Annotated in this window: 14 protein-coding genes; 13 read left to right on the forward strand and 1 reads right to left on the reverse strand. The window is 42.7% G+C overall.

The genetic code is table 11. The features are described 5' to 3' along the window. Positions 1–14: 14 nt before the first annotated feature. Entirely contained in the window at positions 15–995 is a 981-nt protein-coding gene (locus C3V36_09745) for a LacI family transcriptional regulator (protein AVM69498.1), read from the reverse strand. A gap of 576 nt (positions 996–1571) precedes the next feature. Here C3V36_09745 and C3V36_09750 point away from each other — a divergent pair. The 13 genes from C3V36_09750 to C3V36_09810 all read left to right on the forward strand — a co-directional run bounded on the left by C3V36_09750 (position 1572) and on the right by C3V36_09810 (position 16280). Then, complete coding sequence (locus C3V36_09750) at positions 1572–2840, forward strand: ABC transporter substrate-binding protein (GenBank protein AVM70509.1); 1269 nt, start codon at positions 1572–1574, stop codon at positions 2838–2840. Positions 2841–2937: 97 nt separating this feature from the next. Next, on the forward strand, positions 2938–3825 hold the full coding sequence (locus C3V36_09755) for a sugar ABC transporter permease (protein AVM69499.1): 888 nt from the start codon (positions 2938–2940) through the stop codon (positions 3823–3825). Continuing rightward, positions 3822–4652: a sugar ABC transporter permease gene (locus C3V36_09760; protein ID AVM69500.1), complete on the forward strand. Its 831-nt coding sequence runs from the start codon at positions 3822–3824 to the stop codon at positions 4650–4652. Before C3V36_09755 ends, C3V36_09760 begins: the two co-directional genes overlap by 4 nt. Before the next feature lie 5 nt (positions 4653–4657). Further along, on the forward strand, positions 4658–6166 hold the full coding sequence (locus tag C3V36_09765; GenBank protein ID AVM69501.1) for a sucrose-6-phosphate hydrolase: 1509 nt from the start codon (positions 4658–4660) through the stop codon (positions 6164–6166). An 83-nt stretch (positions 6167–6249) separates the two neighbouring features. Next, the gene (locus C3V36_09770; GenBank protein ID AVM69502.1) at positions 6250–7584 is read left to right on the forward strand and encodes a fructotransferase; all 1335 of its coding nucleotides are present in this window, start codon (positions 6250–6252) and stop codon (positions 7582–7584) included. 392 nt (positions 7585–7976) lie between these two features. Beyond that, positions 7977–9278, forward strand: a complete 1302-nt coding sequence (locus C3V36_09775) for a guanine permease (protein ID AVM69503.1) — start codon at positions 7977–7979, stop codon at positions 9276–9278. A 558-nt stretch (positions 9279–9836) separates the two neighbouring features. Then, entirely contained in the window at positions 9837–10874 is a 1038-nt protein-coding gene (locus C3V36_09780) for a LacI family transcriptional regulator (protein ID AVM69504.1), read from the forward strand. A gap of 94 nt (positions 10875–10968) precedes the next feature. Beyond that, positions 10969–11928, forward strand: coding sequence for a ribokinase (rbsK, locus tag C3V36_09785; protein AVM69505.1), 960 nt, complete (start codon positions 10969–10971; stop codon positions 11926–11928). 13 nt (positions 11929–11941) lie between these two features. After that, positions 11942–12346, forward strand: coding sequence for a D-ribose pyranase (locus C3V36_09790; GenBank protein AVM69506.1), 405 nt, complete (start codon positions 11942–11944; stop codon positions 12344–12346). 24 nt (positions 12347–12370) lie between these two features. Next, positions 12371–13882 (forward strand): D-xylose ABC transporter ATP-binding protein, encoded by a 1512-nt coding sequence (locus C3V36_09795; protein ID AVM69507.1) that lies wholly within the window; start codon positions 12371–12373, stop codon positions 13880–13882. Continuing rightward, positions 13848–14873 carry a ribose ABC transporter permease gene (locus C3V36_09800; protein ID AVM69508.1) on the forward strand — a complete coding sequence of 342 codons (1026 nt, stop codon included), beginning with the start codon at positions 13848–13850 and terminating at the stop codon, positions 14871–14873. Before C3V36_09795 ends, C3V36_09800 begins: the two co-directional genes overlap by 35 nt. Before the next feature lie 157 nt (positions 14874–15030). Beyond that, complete coding sequence (locus tag C3V36_09805; protein AVM69509.1) at positions 15031–16020, forward strand: D-ribose ABC transporter substrate-binding protein; 990 nt, start codon at positions 15031–15033, stop codon at positions 16018–16020. A gap of 77 nt (positions 16021–16097) precedes the next feature. Then, positions 16098–16280 carry a hypothetical protein gene (locus C3V36_09810; GenBank protein ID AVM69510.1) on the forward strand — a complete coding sequence of 61 codons (183 nt, stop codon included), beginning with the start codon at positions 16098–16100 and terminating at the stop codon, positions 16278–16280. Positions 16281–16395 lie beyond the last annotated feature (115 nt).

Below are 16395 nucleotides of genomic sequence, written 5' to 3' on the forward strand. Positions count from 1 at the left end.
ACTCCGCATTGATGTTAGCTGGTGGTTTCTTTTAAAATCAGTCTGGCTGGAACAATGCTTTCATATAGCCGATAATTATCAAGCGAATCAACGGCAATTTGCGCCATCAAGGAAATATTCTGTGCAATCGAGGTAATTGGATAAGCAGCATAATCAGAGACTGGCGAATTATCATAGCCAATTAACTCAATAGTTTGAGGAATAGAGACACGGTTTTTGATGCACTTTCGTTCGACTAAATTAGCGATGTCGTCGTTAGAGCAGAAAATACCGATTTTTTTATTGGCGTATTTATTCAAAATTCTAGCTAAAAGTTCTTCCATGGCGAAAGAGGCTTCTTTGGTATAGGCATCACTGAAACGTTGCTCAATGATTCGTTCATAAGTTAAGCTTTTTATGGCATATTCGAAACCAAGAATCCGCTTAAAAGAGGGCCAATCTTCATGGTAACCGTTATTAATATGAACAAAAACCTCACAACCATTGGCAATTAGGCATTCGCCGGCCATTTTTCCGCCGGCAAAGTTATCACTGTTAATCTGCATATAGTTTCCACCAGTTCTTTCAATGGAAATAACAGGAATGGTCAACTGTTCAATTTCAGCAGGCGATAATAAATGACTGAGTAAAATCAGGCCTTTAATGCGGTAGGACACCATGTCGGAAATTAGCGATAGTTCGGATTCTTTGGAACTATTGGAAGTATATACAATAAAATTATAACCCTTAGTTTTGCCATGTTCAATGACCTGATTCAGCAATTCGGTATAAAAGCTTAAATGTAAATGAGGAAAGATAATGCCGACCAGGTTTGATTTGCCGGTAACCAGAATTCGAGCCAGATTATCCTGACTGTAATTTAATTCTTTGATGGCAGTTTCTATTTTTTCTTTTGTTGATAACGCCAGCAATTCTGGTTTATTGAAATAACGCGATACCGTTGTCAGGGAAACACCGCTGTGGGATGCGATATCACTGATTTTAACTTTATTCATGACTCTCCGATCTGCCGCTGTAAAGACGGCTAAAATAGTAATGAAAATAACGTCCTCATAAACGAGCAAACCAGCCGAATTTTATAAAAGTTACAGCTTGTTGCTTAATTGCCTGAAATCTATTTTAACATGTTTTTATAAAGATAGCAAGAAACTTATGAAAAATTTTTCATTCACTTGAAAATGAAAAAAATAGTTAGGTAAATTAAGTTTATTAGGCAATTAAGTTTTGGGATAGAAAGAAGCTAAGTTATAAACAATAAAAATTTGGAAAAGAAATTAAGCAATCCATACAAAATGAACAAAACAATCTGGATAAAATTGACAAAAATGAAAATATACAATGAAAACGCTTGACATTTTATTTTTCATAAACTATGATGAGTATAAGAAAGAAACCAAGGGAGGAGATGAAGAAAAAGATGAAGGGATAGGAAGTTAAAAGCGCTGATAGTATAAAGGTGTAGCGTTTAGATAGTGGCAAGGAGAAAAATCCATTTATTATCAAACGAAAAAGCAAGGAGTATGATTATGAAGAAACGCGGTAAAGAAAAAATATTTACTTTCGTATTTGGCATGATGTTGGTTGTATTTTTACTGGCGTCTTGCGGCAAACAAGCAACGAATGAAAAAAAAGAAGAAACATCAAATGATGGCCAGACTAAAAAATTAACAGTGATGGTTGAAAGCGGTAGTCCGGGAGAAATGGTCGCCAAAGCAACAGCTGCTCAATTTAAAGAGCAGACCGGCTGCGAAGTAGTAGTAGACGCCGTGCCGTATACTGGTATTTACGATAAAATTTCAACCGAGCTCAAAGCCGGAGCAGCTACTCATGATATCGCTACCTTGGATGTTTTATGGTTGCCGGCTTTTGAAAGCGGACTGCTTGCTTTAAACGATGTGGCGACCGAGGAAATTAAGGCGGATTTTTTGCCGACATTATTGGATGGCGGAACATTAAACGGCAATCTTTATGGATTTCCAATGTGGATTAATTGTAAGGTGTTAGTGTACCGTTCGGACTTATTTAATGATGAAGCCAATAAAAAGGCATTTAAGGAAAAATATGGTTATGATTTAATCCCACCGACAACTTGGCAGCAATATTTGGATGCGGCAGAGTTTTTCACCAAGGACGGAATGTATGGAACGGCTGTTTATGGAGCTAATTCAGGCGATACCGTTTGCAGTTGGTTGGATTTTTGTGGGCAGGCTGGCGCTAAGCCGTTAGTGCTGGGAGAAGGTAATAGCGTATTAATCGATCAAAAGCCATATGTAGAAGCCTTGCAGTTCATGTGCGATCAATTTGCCAGCGGTTATGTACCAGAAGAAGCCTTAGCAATGGCAACGACCGAAGTACAGGAAATGTTTAATAATGGAAAACTGGCCATGCAATTGACTTGGAGTCACCAATATCCAGCCTGCTGCACGGCGCTGCCGGATAAAGTGGCAGTTGCGCCGATGATTGGAGGTCAAGCGGGTGTGGCCGCTACGACTGGTCCATGGTACGAGTGCATTTTGAAAAATTCTAAGAATATTGATTTGGCCAAGGAGTATTTGAAGTTTATGTACGATCATAATGGTGACTATATGGAAGCGGCTTTAAGAATTGCCGGAAGAACTTCCGTTTATGAAAAATACAGCCAACAGCCTGGAAATGAACATTTGATGGCAGTATTGACTACGTTGGCCGCGCCTGCTTCACAAAATCGACCGGCGACACCGCATTGGACGGAAATAGAAGAAAAATTAGCCGCGGCTATTCAAAATGCGATGTCAGGAAAAGCCAGTCCGCAGGAAGCATTAAATGCCGCTAAAGCAGAAATTGAACAAATTTTGAAATGATTTGAGTGAATTATCCGCTTGAGGCAGAAAAAATACAATCTGCCTCAAGTTCTGCTTAAACAAGACGAAATACTGTTTTTTAGAAAGAGAGGTTTCTATGAAACTGATTTCACGCAAAACGTTGCTTTTATTTTTTGCGCCGGGAGCAATATTTATGGGATTATTTTTGATTTATCCCATTATAAAAATGGTTTTTGACAGTATGTTTACTTTTTCCCCCACCGGGGTCCGCTCCTTTGTTGGAATGTTCAATTATGTGGAGGCATTTACAAATGAAAGTTTCCTGAAACCATTGCAAAATACGATAATTTATATAGTAACGGCCGTTATGACCGAACTGATAATTGGATTTGTGTTTGCGCTTTTTTTAGAAAATGAGTTTAAAGGCAGCAAGATATTACGTTCGCTGATGCTGACCCCGCTGATGGTTGCGCCTTTAGTGGCGGGTCTTATTTGGCGGTTAATGTTTAGCGGGCAGTTTGGAATTATCAATCAAATTTTGATAAATTTTCATATTATTGGGAGCAGCAGTGATATTTTATGGTTGGCAGATGAAAGGATTGCTTTGTTTTCCTGTGCCATTGCAGATATTTGGCTGACGACTCCGTTTATGATGCTGATGCTTTTGGCTGGACTTCAGGGAATAGACAAAAGTATGCTGGAATCAGCTAGTATCGACGGCGCAAATATTTTTCAGCAGATTTTATTCATTAAGCTGCCAATGATTAAACCCATTTTGCTGACAGCTTTGTCGGTCAGAATTATTGATGCCGCTAGGACATTTGACATTATTTGGGCCATGACCCAGGGCGGACCTAATCGTTCATCGGAAGTAATCAGCGTTGTAATTTATAAAACCTTGACTCGGTATGGCAAACAAGGGTATGCTAGCGCAATGGCGGTTTTATTTGTAATTGCTCTGGTTGCATTCACGTTAATATTTATGCAAAGTTTGTGGCGACCGTCCAGGAAAGGCGAAAAATGATGAAAAAGCAAAAAATGAAGTTTGGTTTAATTGCCGGCGTAACCGTTATGTTTTTGATTATTTGGCTATTGCCATACCTTTATCTGATTAGTTCTGCCTTTAAAACCAGCGCAGAAGTGATTTCGATTCCGGTTAAGTTTTTTCCGACCGCATTATCAACGGAAAATTTTATGGCTTTGTTTAGCCGGTTACCGGTTTTGACTTATATCAGCAATAGCTTTATTTGTGCGGTAGCCTCGACCGCTGTCGCTGTAGTTCTGGGGTCACTTTCCGCCTATGCCATTGCTCGGTCAGGTGCGAAGTTGTCTACGCTATTGATTGTATTGATTCTGTGCTTGAAAATGATTCCAACATCCAGCATTGCAGTGCCAATTTATGAATTGATTATTGGTTTGGGTCTCTATGACACCAGATTTGCCTTAATCATAGTTTATGCGGCAATCAATATGCCCTTTGTTATTTGGACAATGATTAGCTTTTATAGAAATATACCTGTCACATTAGATGAAGCAGCTTGTATTGACGGAGCCAGTAGTTTTCAAACTTTTTATAAGATTATTTTGCCGATTTGTGCTCCGGGTATCGCGACAGCAGCCATTTTTACCGTTTTCTTAGCGTGGAATGATTTCTTATTATCGCTCCTGCTGACTAGCTTGAATGCTAAAACTTTTACGGTTGGTTTATCGGAGTTTTTGTCGGCGTATAGTCTGGACTTGGGGCCGATGTGTGCTGGGGCTTTTCTCTTTAGCTTTCCGGTTATGATCTTAGCGATGATGGCGCAAAAGTATATTGTTCGCGGGCAAACGGCCGGGGCGGTGAAAGGATAAAAATTATGAACAACGAAAAGCATGAACAACGAATCAAAGAAGCGGAAAAAGCCATTACTGCTGGCAGCTTTTTAGCCCAGCAGGGAAAATACCGGCAAGCCTACCATTTTATGGCTCCGGCAGGTTGGATTAATGACCCTAACGGTTTAATTTATTTTCAAAAGAAATATCATTTGTTTTATCAATATAATCCTTATCAGGCAGTTTGGGGAAGTATGCATTGGGGGCATGCCGTTAGTGATGATTTGCTGCATTGGGATCATTGGCCGATTGCGCTTGCTCCGTCTGAAAGCTATGATGATCATCCGGAAGGCGGTTGCTTTTCTGGTTCGGCTGTAGAGGATAACGGGGAGCTAAATCTGCTCTATACAGCCGCAGTCAATACGGAATATGGTTCTGTCCAAACGCAGTGCTTAGCAGTGAGCACGGACGGAGCGAAAAGTTTTCAGAAATACGATCATAACCCGGTAATTTCTGCTTTGCCGGCGGGAATTTCAGAGGATTTTCGGGATCCTAAAGTGATACGTTATCAAAATTTTTGGTATTTAGTACTGGGAGCTTCTTCCGGCAGTGGAGCCAGAGGAGGAGGTGATGGCTGCGCACTACTTTATCAATCATCTGATTTAAAAAAATGGGAATATCGGGGAGTAATTGCCCGGTCAGATGGAAAATTGGGCTCAATGTGGGAATGCCCAGATTTGTTTCCACTTAGGGATAAATGGATATTGCTGTTCTCGCCAATGCTTTGTGGGGAGAAAAAAACCATATATCTAATTGGGAGTATGAACTTTGAAACGGCTTGCTTTTTGCCGGAGCAGCAAGGAGAATTAGACTTTGGACCTGACTATTATGCGCCGGCTTCCTTTCTTGACCCAAAGGGAAGGCGAGTTTTGATGGCTTGGGCGAATGGCTGGGAATGGATGCCTTGGCATACGGGTTTTGGGAAAACGGAAAACGAAGGTTGGAGAGGGCATTTGGCAATTCCCCGTGAGCTTAGACGATTAGAGAGCGGTCAATTACAGTTTATACCAATTCAGGAATTAGAGACATTAAGAACTAAGCCGAAAAAATATACAGCATTTACTCTTCCGGCAGGAGAAGTATTTGAAATTCAAGCAGGGAATGGAATTCAATGTGAATTGATTTTTGAAATTAGTTTAAAGAATACTTCGGCTGAGTATATTCATTTTAATTTGCGCTGCGGTGCAGCCGAGCGAGTGAGAATAACTGTCAATTTATTAGGAAAAGACTTAATTTGGCAAAAAAAGGAAAGTTCAGGTGAAATAACGACAATTTGCCGACCGCTTTATGCTGAGCAAAACGAGAATTTTAAAATGCATATCTTTATGGATACTTGTTCTGTTGAAGTGCTGGCGGATAATTACCGGTTGGCAGCTTCGGGAAATGTTTATTTTTCAGCAGACAGCAATCGAATTTATATTGAAGCCGAAGGTGGCGAGGCGAGCTTTAATAATATTTATACATATGGCTTGAAGTCGTGTCAGCAGAATTAAAGGGAATTATGTTATGGCCAGTAATAGAAATAATTACGACGGGAGCTTAAAGTGAGAACCAAATAACTGAATTGGAGGTAATTATGACAGGTGAAAATTTTTATAATGTTACCGAATGGCAAAACGGTGATCCTTATACAGATATTGGAAGTGTAATTAATAGCATTATTGCGGATATTAAAAGACGGCAAAATAGCAAGGATCAAAGAAGCGGAGGCAAACCCGGGGCAGTTATTTATATTCCGCCAGGGGATTATCATTTGACCAGTCAGGTAGTAATTGATATCAGTTATCTTAAAATTATGGGATCGGGGCATGGCTTTACATCATCCAGCATTCGCTTTAATACATCGGCACAAGAACTGGAAAGCTGGCATGAGTTGTGGCCGGGAGGCAGCCGGATACTGGTAGATCTAAAGCCGGAAATAAATGCTGGCGAAGAGGCTGGAGCAGCTTTTTATATTAAGCGGGAGGGGAATCCAAGACTCAGTTCAGTTGAATTTTCAGACTTTTGCATAGATGGACTCCATTTTGCTAATGATGGTGAAGAAAAAGATAATATAGAAAACACTTATATTAATGGCAAAACCGGGATTTATGCAGCTAGCGCGCAAGATTCTTTTCGGATTACCGGCATGGGATTGGTTTATTTGGAACATGGTGTTGTTATGTATTATTCGGACGCATTGAATATTCACGATAATTTTATCGCTGAGTGCGGAAACTGCATTGAATTGAGAGGTTGGGGACAAGCATCTAAAATTACAGATAATTTGATAGGGGCTGGGTATAGAGGATATTCGATTTTTGCCCAAAACTGCGGAGGACTTTTGATTAGCGCAAACAATATTTTCCCGCGGGGAGAAAGCAGCATTTATTTTGACGGTGTAACACGCTCGACGATTACCGCAAATCGGCTGCATGCTTTTTATTGGGGAATGATTATATTGATGGGAAATTGCTCGGAAAACTTGATTTCAGCCAATCACTTTTTACGCGATTATGAGCCGTGGACTCCCATGCAGAAATACAATAACAGACGAGGCAGTAAGTATGGAATAGTTTGGATTACCGGCAATTATAATTCAGTGATTGCTAATCATTTTTCGCTGGTTCTTATGCAAGCTGATTTTGAGAGTAATGAGGCGAAACCGGTTATTATCCGTATTGCTTCGGGCAGGGGAAACTTTATTTCCACTAATCATATGGTGGCAGTTAAGGGAAAAGCAGAAGCAAGTGATGCTTGTTTTTCAGCGCAGGTCGGGGCGCTGCTGACCGCTGAATCAGAACTTTTTTCAGTGACAGCCGTGATGGTTGAAGCTAATGCTGTTGATAATACAGTCTTAGACTCAGGAAGTGAAGGCCAAGTAATTATAGATAAAAACCAAAACTCTTTTCGACCAACTCCGACTTTATAATTACATTTGAATAATTAGAGAAAATATAAAAATCTTAAGGTTCTTTCTGGATTATATGCGTAGTAACAAAAAAATCAATTGTGCAGGGGGAGAGACAAAAGCTTTAATTATAAGTAAAAATCTCCTGCGTTATTACTGGAGTTTGTCACTTGTGAATGGAATAAGGAGCTCGTTCGGCTCCTTATTCTTAATTCAACCCAGCAATCGAACATTATAAACAAAATATAAAAAAATATTTACTTTTTATGCCTCTTTTGGTATAATAAAAAAAGTAATGATATATCTTTTAAATTTTCCGATTCAGGATGCAACGCCGGTGGAAAAGGGCTGGGCGGAATAAGTTTGGAAAAGTTGAAAGACTTTTTTTATTGGTGCTTTAAGGAGGAAATGAAATGGCAGCTTTTTTTGAAAGATATTTTAAGCTGAAAGAAAATTCAACGAATATTCGGCAGGAGGCCATTGCCGGATTTACTACTTTTATGACGATGGCCTATATCCTGATCGTCAATCCTTTAATGCTGGCGCAGGACGGGGCGACTGGCATGGATTTTGGTAAGGTCTTTACGGCCACAGCCTTATCGGCGCTGATCGGTACGCTGATTATGGCATTTTTGGCGAAACTTCCCTTTGCTTTAGCGCCGGGAATGGGCTTAAATGCTTTTTTTGTCTTTTCAGTGGTGCTGGCCCGGCAAAAGTCTTTTCAATTTGCACTGACGGCGGTTTTTATGGAGGGTATCATTTTCCTTCTGCTGTCGGCTTTTAATGTGCGGGAAGCGATCATTAAGTCGATTCCGGTTAATATTAAAAAAGCGGTTTCCGTGGGAATCGGCCTGTTTATTGCCTTTATTGGGTTAAGCAATGCCGGAATTGTGGTCAATGGGGCAACGCCCTTGGTGCTGGGCGATCTGAAGCAGCCGGCGGCGCTGCTGGCGCTGATTGGGCTTTTAATTACCGGAATTTTGCTGTGTTTAAAGGTCAAAGGTGCTTTATTCTTTTCTATCATTATTACAACGATAATCGGAATTCCGATGGGGCTGACTCAGCTGCCGGAGAAGATAATATCCTTGCCGAGTACGCCGTATTTCTTTGACTTTGACTGGAAAAATGCCTTCAGCGGCGAAATGTTTGTTGTGATGCTGACATTTTTATTTGTCGATATTTTTGATACGGTCGGCACTTTGGTCGGCGTATCAACCAAGGCAAAAATGCTGGATCAAGACGGCAATGTGCCCAGAGCCAAACAGGCGCTGTTGGCGGACGCAATTGCCACCACGGTCGGGGCGGTGCTGGGAACGTCAACGGTGACGACTTTTGTTGAGTCGGCAGCCGGAGTGGCCGAAGGCGGACGAACGGGTCTGACCTCTTTCTTTACGGCGCTGTTATTTGCGGTTTCTCTGTTTTTATCGCCGCTCTTTATTATGATTCCGTCGGCGGCAACGGCTCCGGCTCTGATTATGGTTGGTCTTTTTATGATTGAGCCGGTACGGGAACTGGATTTAACCGATTTTACCGAAGCGATTCCGGCCTTTTTGGCGATTATTATGATGCCGCTGAGCTATTCAATTTCCGAGGGGATTATTTTTGGAGTTGTATCGTATGTTCTTTTAAAGGTGACAACCCGGCGCTGGCGGGAGATTCCGCTGGTAACGCTGCTTCTTGCCATTGCCTTTGTGGCGTATAAGCTGTTTATGTAAGGGCAGCAGGGCGGAAGTGATGACAAAATGAGTAAATAATGATCTACTCAGCTTGCCCATATTCGACAGAACTGTCTTTTTGAGGCAGACCGCCCGCCTGGGCAGAACCGCAAAGCATTTCGTTCAGGGTTTGAGCGGGATAGAGTCAAAAAAGACGGTGGGAAAGTTGAGTGATTTATATAAGGAAGCTTTGAAAAGGAATGAAAATGTGACGGTTCCGCCTTATTAGCAACTCGAATAGGAAAGCGGAGTTAAGGACTAAATTCCCGTCGACTGGAGCCTGCATACCTGCTTCCGGTAAATAGGGAAAGAGATGTAATATGGAAATGATAAAAATCCCGCGCCAAACTGCAAGCCGGTTTGGCGCGGGATCTTTATTTGGAAAGAAATAGAATCAAAAGTGAAAATAGTAAATTTGCTCAATACAAAAACAATAAATAACAGCAAAATAGATAAAAAATATTTTTAAAATTATATATTTTGTTCATTTACAACAAAGAAAATAAGGAGTAAGATAAAGCTGTAAGCGCTTACATATAGAAGGATAGTTAAAAGACGATGAATATACAGGATATTGCCAAACAAGCAGGAACTTCGATTGCCACGGTGTCCAGAGCAATGAATAATTCCGGTTATGTCAAATCGGAAACAAAACAAAAAATATTAAAAATCGTGGCCGAAAATAATTTTGTGCCCAGTGCCATTGCCAGAAGCCTGAGCCGCAGTCAAACGGGAAATATCGGCGTGATTGTGCCGGATATTGAAAATCCGTTTTTTTCCAAGATTATTGTGGCTTTGGCTGAAGAAATTCAGGGCAGCGGTTATCATTTGCTGTTCTTGACCAGTGATGAACAGCGGGAGAAAGAGCATCGCCTGATTAACCTGATTGAACAGCAGCGGGTCAGCGGTTTGGTTATGGCGCCGGTAGCGGAGGATGATGAAATCAGCCGTCAGCTTTTGATTCAGCTGGAGAAAAAGAATATTCCGGTGGTGCTGGTTGACCGTGATTTACTGGGCGGCAATTTAGATGGCGTTTTTATGGATAATCTGCTCGGTGCTTATGCCGGAGTGGAGGCCTTGATTCAGGCCGGACATCAAAAAATCGGTATTATTACCGGCCCGATCAGTTCTAAGCCGGGCAAGGAACGGCTGGACGGCTACACTAAGGCCGTGCGGGATCATAGACTGGAGTATCGGCCGGATTATGTGGTCAAAGGCGATTTTAAGATCCAAAGCGGTTATGAGGGGGCAAAGCAGCTGTTAAGCCTGCCCGTGCCGCCGACAGCTATTTTTACCTCAAATAATTTAATGACCTTGGGGTGCCTGAATTATTTAAACGAAGCCGGACTGCAGATCGGACAGCAGATTTCGCTGGTGGGCTTTGATGAGATTGAGGTCTTAAAACTGATTGGCTATCCGTTGTCGATTATTGACCGGGACGTTAATTTGCAGGGAAAGCTGGTCATGGATATTTTACTGGAGAAAATGGCGGCGCTGCGGGAAGAAAAAGCTCTGACCGAGCGTGAGGTAAAAAGGCTGACCATTCCCTATCAGCTGATTTTACGGGGGTCGGAAAAAATAGGCTTAAAAAATTAAATTATGGGCTATGCCGTGCAGAAAACGGAATGAATAAAAAAGAAGAAACCAAGAAAGTATTTTAATTAAATATGGAAACGCTTACATATTTTGAATGAAGAGGAAATCAGGAGGAGGAAAGACAGTGAATGGTAAAATCTTAGTTTTTGGCAGTTATGTCGCGGATTTAATGGCCAGGGGAGATCATTTGCCGGTGCCGGGAGAAACGATTAAAGGCAGTATGTTTCAAATGGGAGCAGGCGGAAAGGGGTTTAATCAGGGCGTTGCGGCTTTTAAGTCGGGCGGCCGGGTGCAGCTGGTAACCAAGGTCAAAAAGGATGCCTTTGGCGAATTGGCGCTGAAAACAATGAGTGATTTAAAAATGGACACATCCAGAGTGTTGATTTCAACCGCAGAGCCAAGCGGAGCGGCGCTGATTTTGGTGGATGAAAATACCAGCCAAAATTCGATCATGGTCGTGCCGGGCGCGTGTGATCATATCACGGCCGAAGAAGTGGAGTCGCTTCGGGATTTGGCTCGGGAAAGCGATTATTTGCTGCTTCAGCTGGAAACCAATTTATTATCAGTGGAAAAAATGATAGAGCTGGCTGTTCAGGAAAAAGCAATGATTATTTTAAATCCGGCGCCGGTTCAAAAAATTGATGAGGCTCTTTATCAAAAGATTGATTATTTAACGCCGAATGAAGTGGAAGCCGAGATTTTAAGCGGAATTTCGGTGCAGGATGAGGTAGGCGCGGCGGCGGCGGCCGATTGGTTTATGAATAGAGGCGTAAAAAATGTAGTCATTACTTTGGGCGAGCGGGGCGCTTATTGTAAAAACAGTCAGGTGGAAAAGCTGATACCGGCGTATAAAGTAAAGGCAATTGATACAACCGGAGCAGGCGATGCTTTTAATGGTGCGTTTGCCGTTGCTTTGGCGGAAGGAAAAGAACTGCTGACAGCGGCAGAGTTTGCCTCGGCGACGGCGGCACTGTCGGTCCAAAAGCTGGGTACGGCCGTTTCGATGCCGCTGCGCTCGGAGATTGATGATTTTTTAAAAGCGCAAGAGTCATAGAAAGGAGAAAGTTATGCTGAAAACAGAAATTATTCATCCGCAGTTAAACAGGGTATTGGCTGAATTAAGACATAATGATCTGTTAGTGATCGGGGATGCCGGTCTGCCGGTGCCAAGGGGCGTGGAAAGGATCGACCTCGGCTGGAAAAAGGATTCACCCCGCTATGTCGAAGTGCTGGAGGCAATCACCAAGTATTTGGTGATTGAGGGGGCAACCTTTGCAAATGAGGCCAAAGAAAACGGAGAAGCCAGTTTGGCGATTCACCGGCGGGCGTTGGAACTGCTGCCGAAAGCGGAAATCGATTATATTCCGCACAGCGAACTGAAAGCCCGGTCAGCCGGAGCCAAGGCCATTATTCTGACCGGCGAATATACAGGCTATACCAATGTTATTTTGCGCTGCGGCTGCGCCTATTAAATCTTTGGCAAAAAGGAGACGGGTATGAAAACGGATAAGATATTGGAGCTGGTGGACATTGTAAAGATCTTTCCGGGGGTAAAGGCGCTGGATAAAGTAAAAATGGACGTCTGCGCCGGAGAAGTCCATGCCTTGTGCGGAGAAAACGGAGCCGGCAAATCCACTTTGATGAGAATCATTGCCGGTGCAGAAAGACCGACATCCGGTAAGATTTTGCTGGACGGCAAGGAAGTCCGTTTTGCTTCAACCAAAGATGCTGAAAAATTGGGGATTGCCATGATTTATCAGGAATTTAACATGATTCCCGATATGACGGTGGCGGAAAATATGTATTTGGGCAGGTACCCGGTTACAAAACTGGGAATAATCGATAAAAAAAAGCTGAATGAAGATACCGCCCAGGAGCTTAAAAAATTAAATCTGCCGGTTCATCCCAAAACCAAGGTCCGCAGTTTAAGCGTCGCCACCGCCCAAATGATCGAGATTGCCAAATGTTTAAGTGTCGGCGCTAAAATTATTATTATGGATGAGCCGACATCAGCTCTGACCAATGAGGAAACAGAGATTTTGTTCCGATTGATTCAGGAATTAAAGGCCAAAGGGATTGCGGTGATTTATATTTCACATCGAATGGATGAAATTTTTCAAATCGCCGACCGGATTACGGTCTTTCGCGACGGCAAATATATTAAGACCTTGCCGGTCAAAGAAACCAATTATGATCAGGTGGTGGCGCTGATGGTCGGTAAGGATATTACGCATTTGTACCCGGAGCGCGAGACCCATTCCGCGAAGGTGGCTTTTGCAGTCAAAAATCTGACCGGGCAGGGGGTGCATGGGATTTCTTTTCAGGTGCAGGAAGGCGAGATCTTAGGGATTACCGGACTTTTAGGTGCGGGCATGATTGAACTGGCCAAGCTGATTTATGGGGCGATGCCGGCGGAAAAAGGCGAGATTTGGCTAGAGCAGAGACCGCTTCAGATTCAAAGTCCGATGCAGGCGCTGAAAAATGAAATTGCTTTTGTATCCGATGACCGCAAGCAGGAAGGCCTGGTACTGGAACGCGATATCAAGGAGAACAGTTCAATGATTGCTTTGGGGCTGGGATATTTTTTAAAGGCCGGCATCATTGATAAGAAAAAAGAAAAGACGTCGGTTCAGGCCGATATTAAAAAGTTAGCAATTAAATGTCACGGTATGAGCCAAAAAACCGGTAATTTAAGCGGCGGCAATCAGCAAAAGGTGGTGCTGGCCAAGGTGCTGAAAAGTTCGCCCAAGATTTGTATTTTGGCGGAGCCGACTAGGGGCGTGGATATCGGTGCCAAAGCTGAGATTTATCAATTAATGAATGAGATGACCAAAGAAGGCAAAAGTATTCTTTTAATTTCCAGTGATTTACCGGAAGTGATTGGTATGTCTGACCGGATTTTGGTAATGAGAGAGGGACGCTCGGTTTTGTTGCTGGATAGACCGGATTTTTCACAGGAGCGGATATTGGCCTATGCTTCGGGAGGGATTACAGATGAAGGACAATAGAAAAATAAGATTAACGGAAATCGTCAATTTATATCGTTCGGTTTTGATTTTAATTATTATCTCTCTGGTTGCTTCAATCGCTTCGCCTGCTTTTTTTAGCATAGGGAATATTTTTAATGTCATCCGGCAGATTGCCATGGCCGGAATTGTCGGCTGTGGTATGACCTTTGTGATTCTGCTCGGCGGGATTGATCTGTCGGTCGGCTCAATTGTGGGACTGGCCGGAGTGATTGCCGCTGGGGTTTTGCGTGATACTGGAAATGTAGCGCTGGCACTAGTTCTGGCCCTGATTGTCGGGATCCTGTGTGGAGCGGTGAATGGTCTGATTATTTCTCAGTTTTCGATTCCGCCGTTCATTGCTACTTTGGGAATGATGACACTGCTCAGGGGCTGCATTTTAGTCTATACCAACGGTTCTCCGATTCCGATCAAGTCTGATGCCTATAAGTTTATCGGCAAGGGCGATTTGCTGGGCGGGATTCCGGTTCCGATCTTGATTTTATTTGTAGTTTACGCGATCGCACACTTTATTTTATCCAATACCCGGTTCGGCCGCTATATTTATGCACTGGGCGGCAGCCGGGAAGCCAGCCGTTTATCGGGCATCAATGTGCAGAAGATTGAATGGATGGTATATATTATCAGCGGTATTTTAAGCGCGATTACCGGTGTGATTTTGACAGCCCGGCTGGGGTCGGCGCAGTCAACCAACGGAGAAGGTATTGAAATGGACGCGATTGCCGCTGTTATTCTGGGCGGAACATCGATGAGCGGCGGAACGGGATTTGTCCTGCCGACGGTTATCGGTGCGATGATCATGGGTATTATTGATAATATTTTGACGCTTATGAACGTCAATCCACACGCAACAAAAATAGTAAAGGGGGCGGTAATTTTAGCGGCAGTGCTGATTGACAGGAAGTTAAAGGATGTTTCGGTTAAGACAGTGGTAATGGAAGAAGCGACAACAGATGCAAAACATAACAATTAAGGTAAGACGCTCATAATTCGTTGAAATGGCATCACGAGTGTGGGCGATAAGAAATGAATATTTATGCTTGATATCCCATTGGAAAGCGAGTTTTCCGGAGGCATAGGTGTGAATATCCGCTTACCTGAACTGTTACAAAAATGATAGGAGGGAAATTATGAAAAAAATATTGGCAGTTGTTTTAGCGATGGTGATTGGAGCAGCGATGACCGGTTGCGGCGGGCAGACACAGACACCAACCCAGCCGCAGACGCAAACGGAAAAGCAAGATCAAAAGCAAACCCAAACCGAAAATAAGCAGTATAAGGTTGGATTATCAATGAATACCCAAACCAATCCGTTTTTCGTAACGGTGGTTGAGGGCTGCAAAAAAGCGGCGGAAGAAAAGGGCATGGAAATTTTTGTAACTGATGCGCAGGATGATGCCGCTACCCAAATGAAGGACATTGAAAACCTGATCACCAAGCAAGTTGACGTTATGATCATTGATCCTTGCGATTCCGATGCAATTGTAGCGGCAGTGGAAGCCTGCAACAATGCGAAGATCCCGGTATTCACCATGGACAGAGAATCCAAGGGCGGCGAAGTTGTTGCTCATATCGGCTATGATGCCATTAAATCCGGGAAAATGGCCGGTGAGTTTTTAGCCAAGGCTTTAAATGGCAAAGGCAATGTGGTTGAGCTGCAAGGCATTATGGGCACCAATGTTGCCCAAAATCGGTCGGAAGGCTTTAATTCAATTATGAAGGAAAACCCCGATATTAAAATTGTTGCTTGCCAAACCGCTAATTTTGACCGGTCGCAGGGTATGTCGGTTATGGAAAATATTTTACAGGCCAATGAAAAAATTGATGGGTTGTATGCCGCTAACGATGAAATGCTGCTGGGCGCACTGGAAGCAATTCAGGCGGCCGGTCGTCAGGATGAAATCATTATGATTGGCTGCGATGCGCTGGATGAAACTTTGGCCGGTATCAAAGAGGGTAAGATTAATGCTACGATTGCCGAGCCGCCGTTTTTCTTAGGAAAAGCCATGATCAATACGGCTTATGATTATTTGAACGGTCAAAAAATAGAAACCAGAGTTATCCTGGAAAATCAGCTGGTGGATAAGAACAACATAGATACTATTAAGACCAGAGATTAAGGAAAACAGGGTTTAAATTTTCCCTGCTTGCCGGAGCCTGCATACCTGCTTCCGGTAAATAGGGAAAGAGATGTAATATGAAAATGATAAAAATCCCGCGCCAAACTGCAAGTCGGTTTGGCGCGGGATTCTTAAATTTTCCTTCTTTTGTTCTGTTATTTGAGCTTCCTATTATTTGGACTAATATGCTTATTACAGCAGTAAAGGAAGGAATTATAAAAAAATATTCAAAAAAATCAAAGGAATTAATAAAAGGATAAAAGAGAAATGAAATTTTATTGACTTTCCGCTTTCCCATGCTAAAATTGAGAATGGACATTTAATAGGTATCAGAGACAGCCTGAAGAACTGACATCAGTTTATAAGATATAGAAA

The sequence above is a fragment of the Lachnospiraceae bacterium oral taxon 500 genome, from assembly GCA_002999035.1.
In the GTDB taxonomy this organism is placed as follows: Bacteria; Bacillota; Clostridia; order Lachnospirales; family Vallitaleaceae; genus W11650.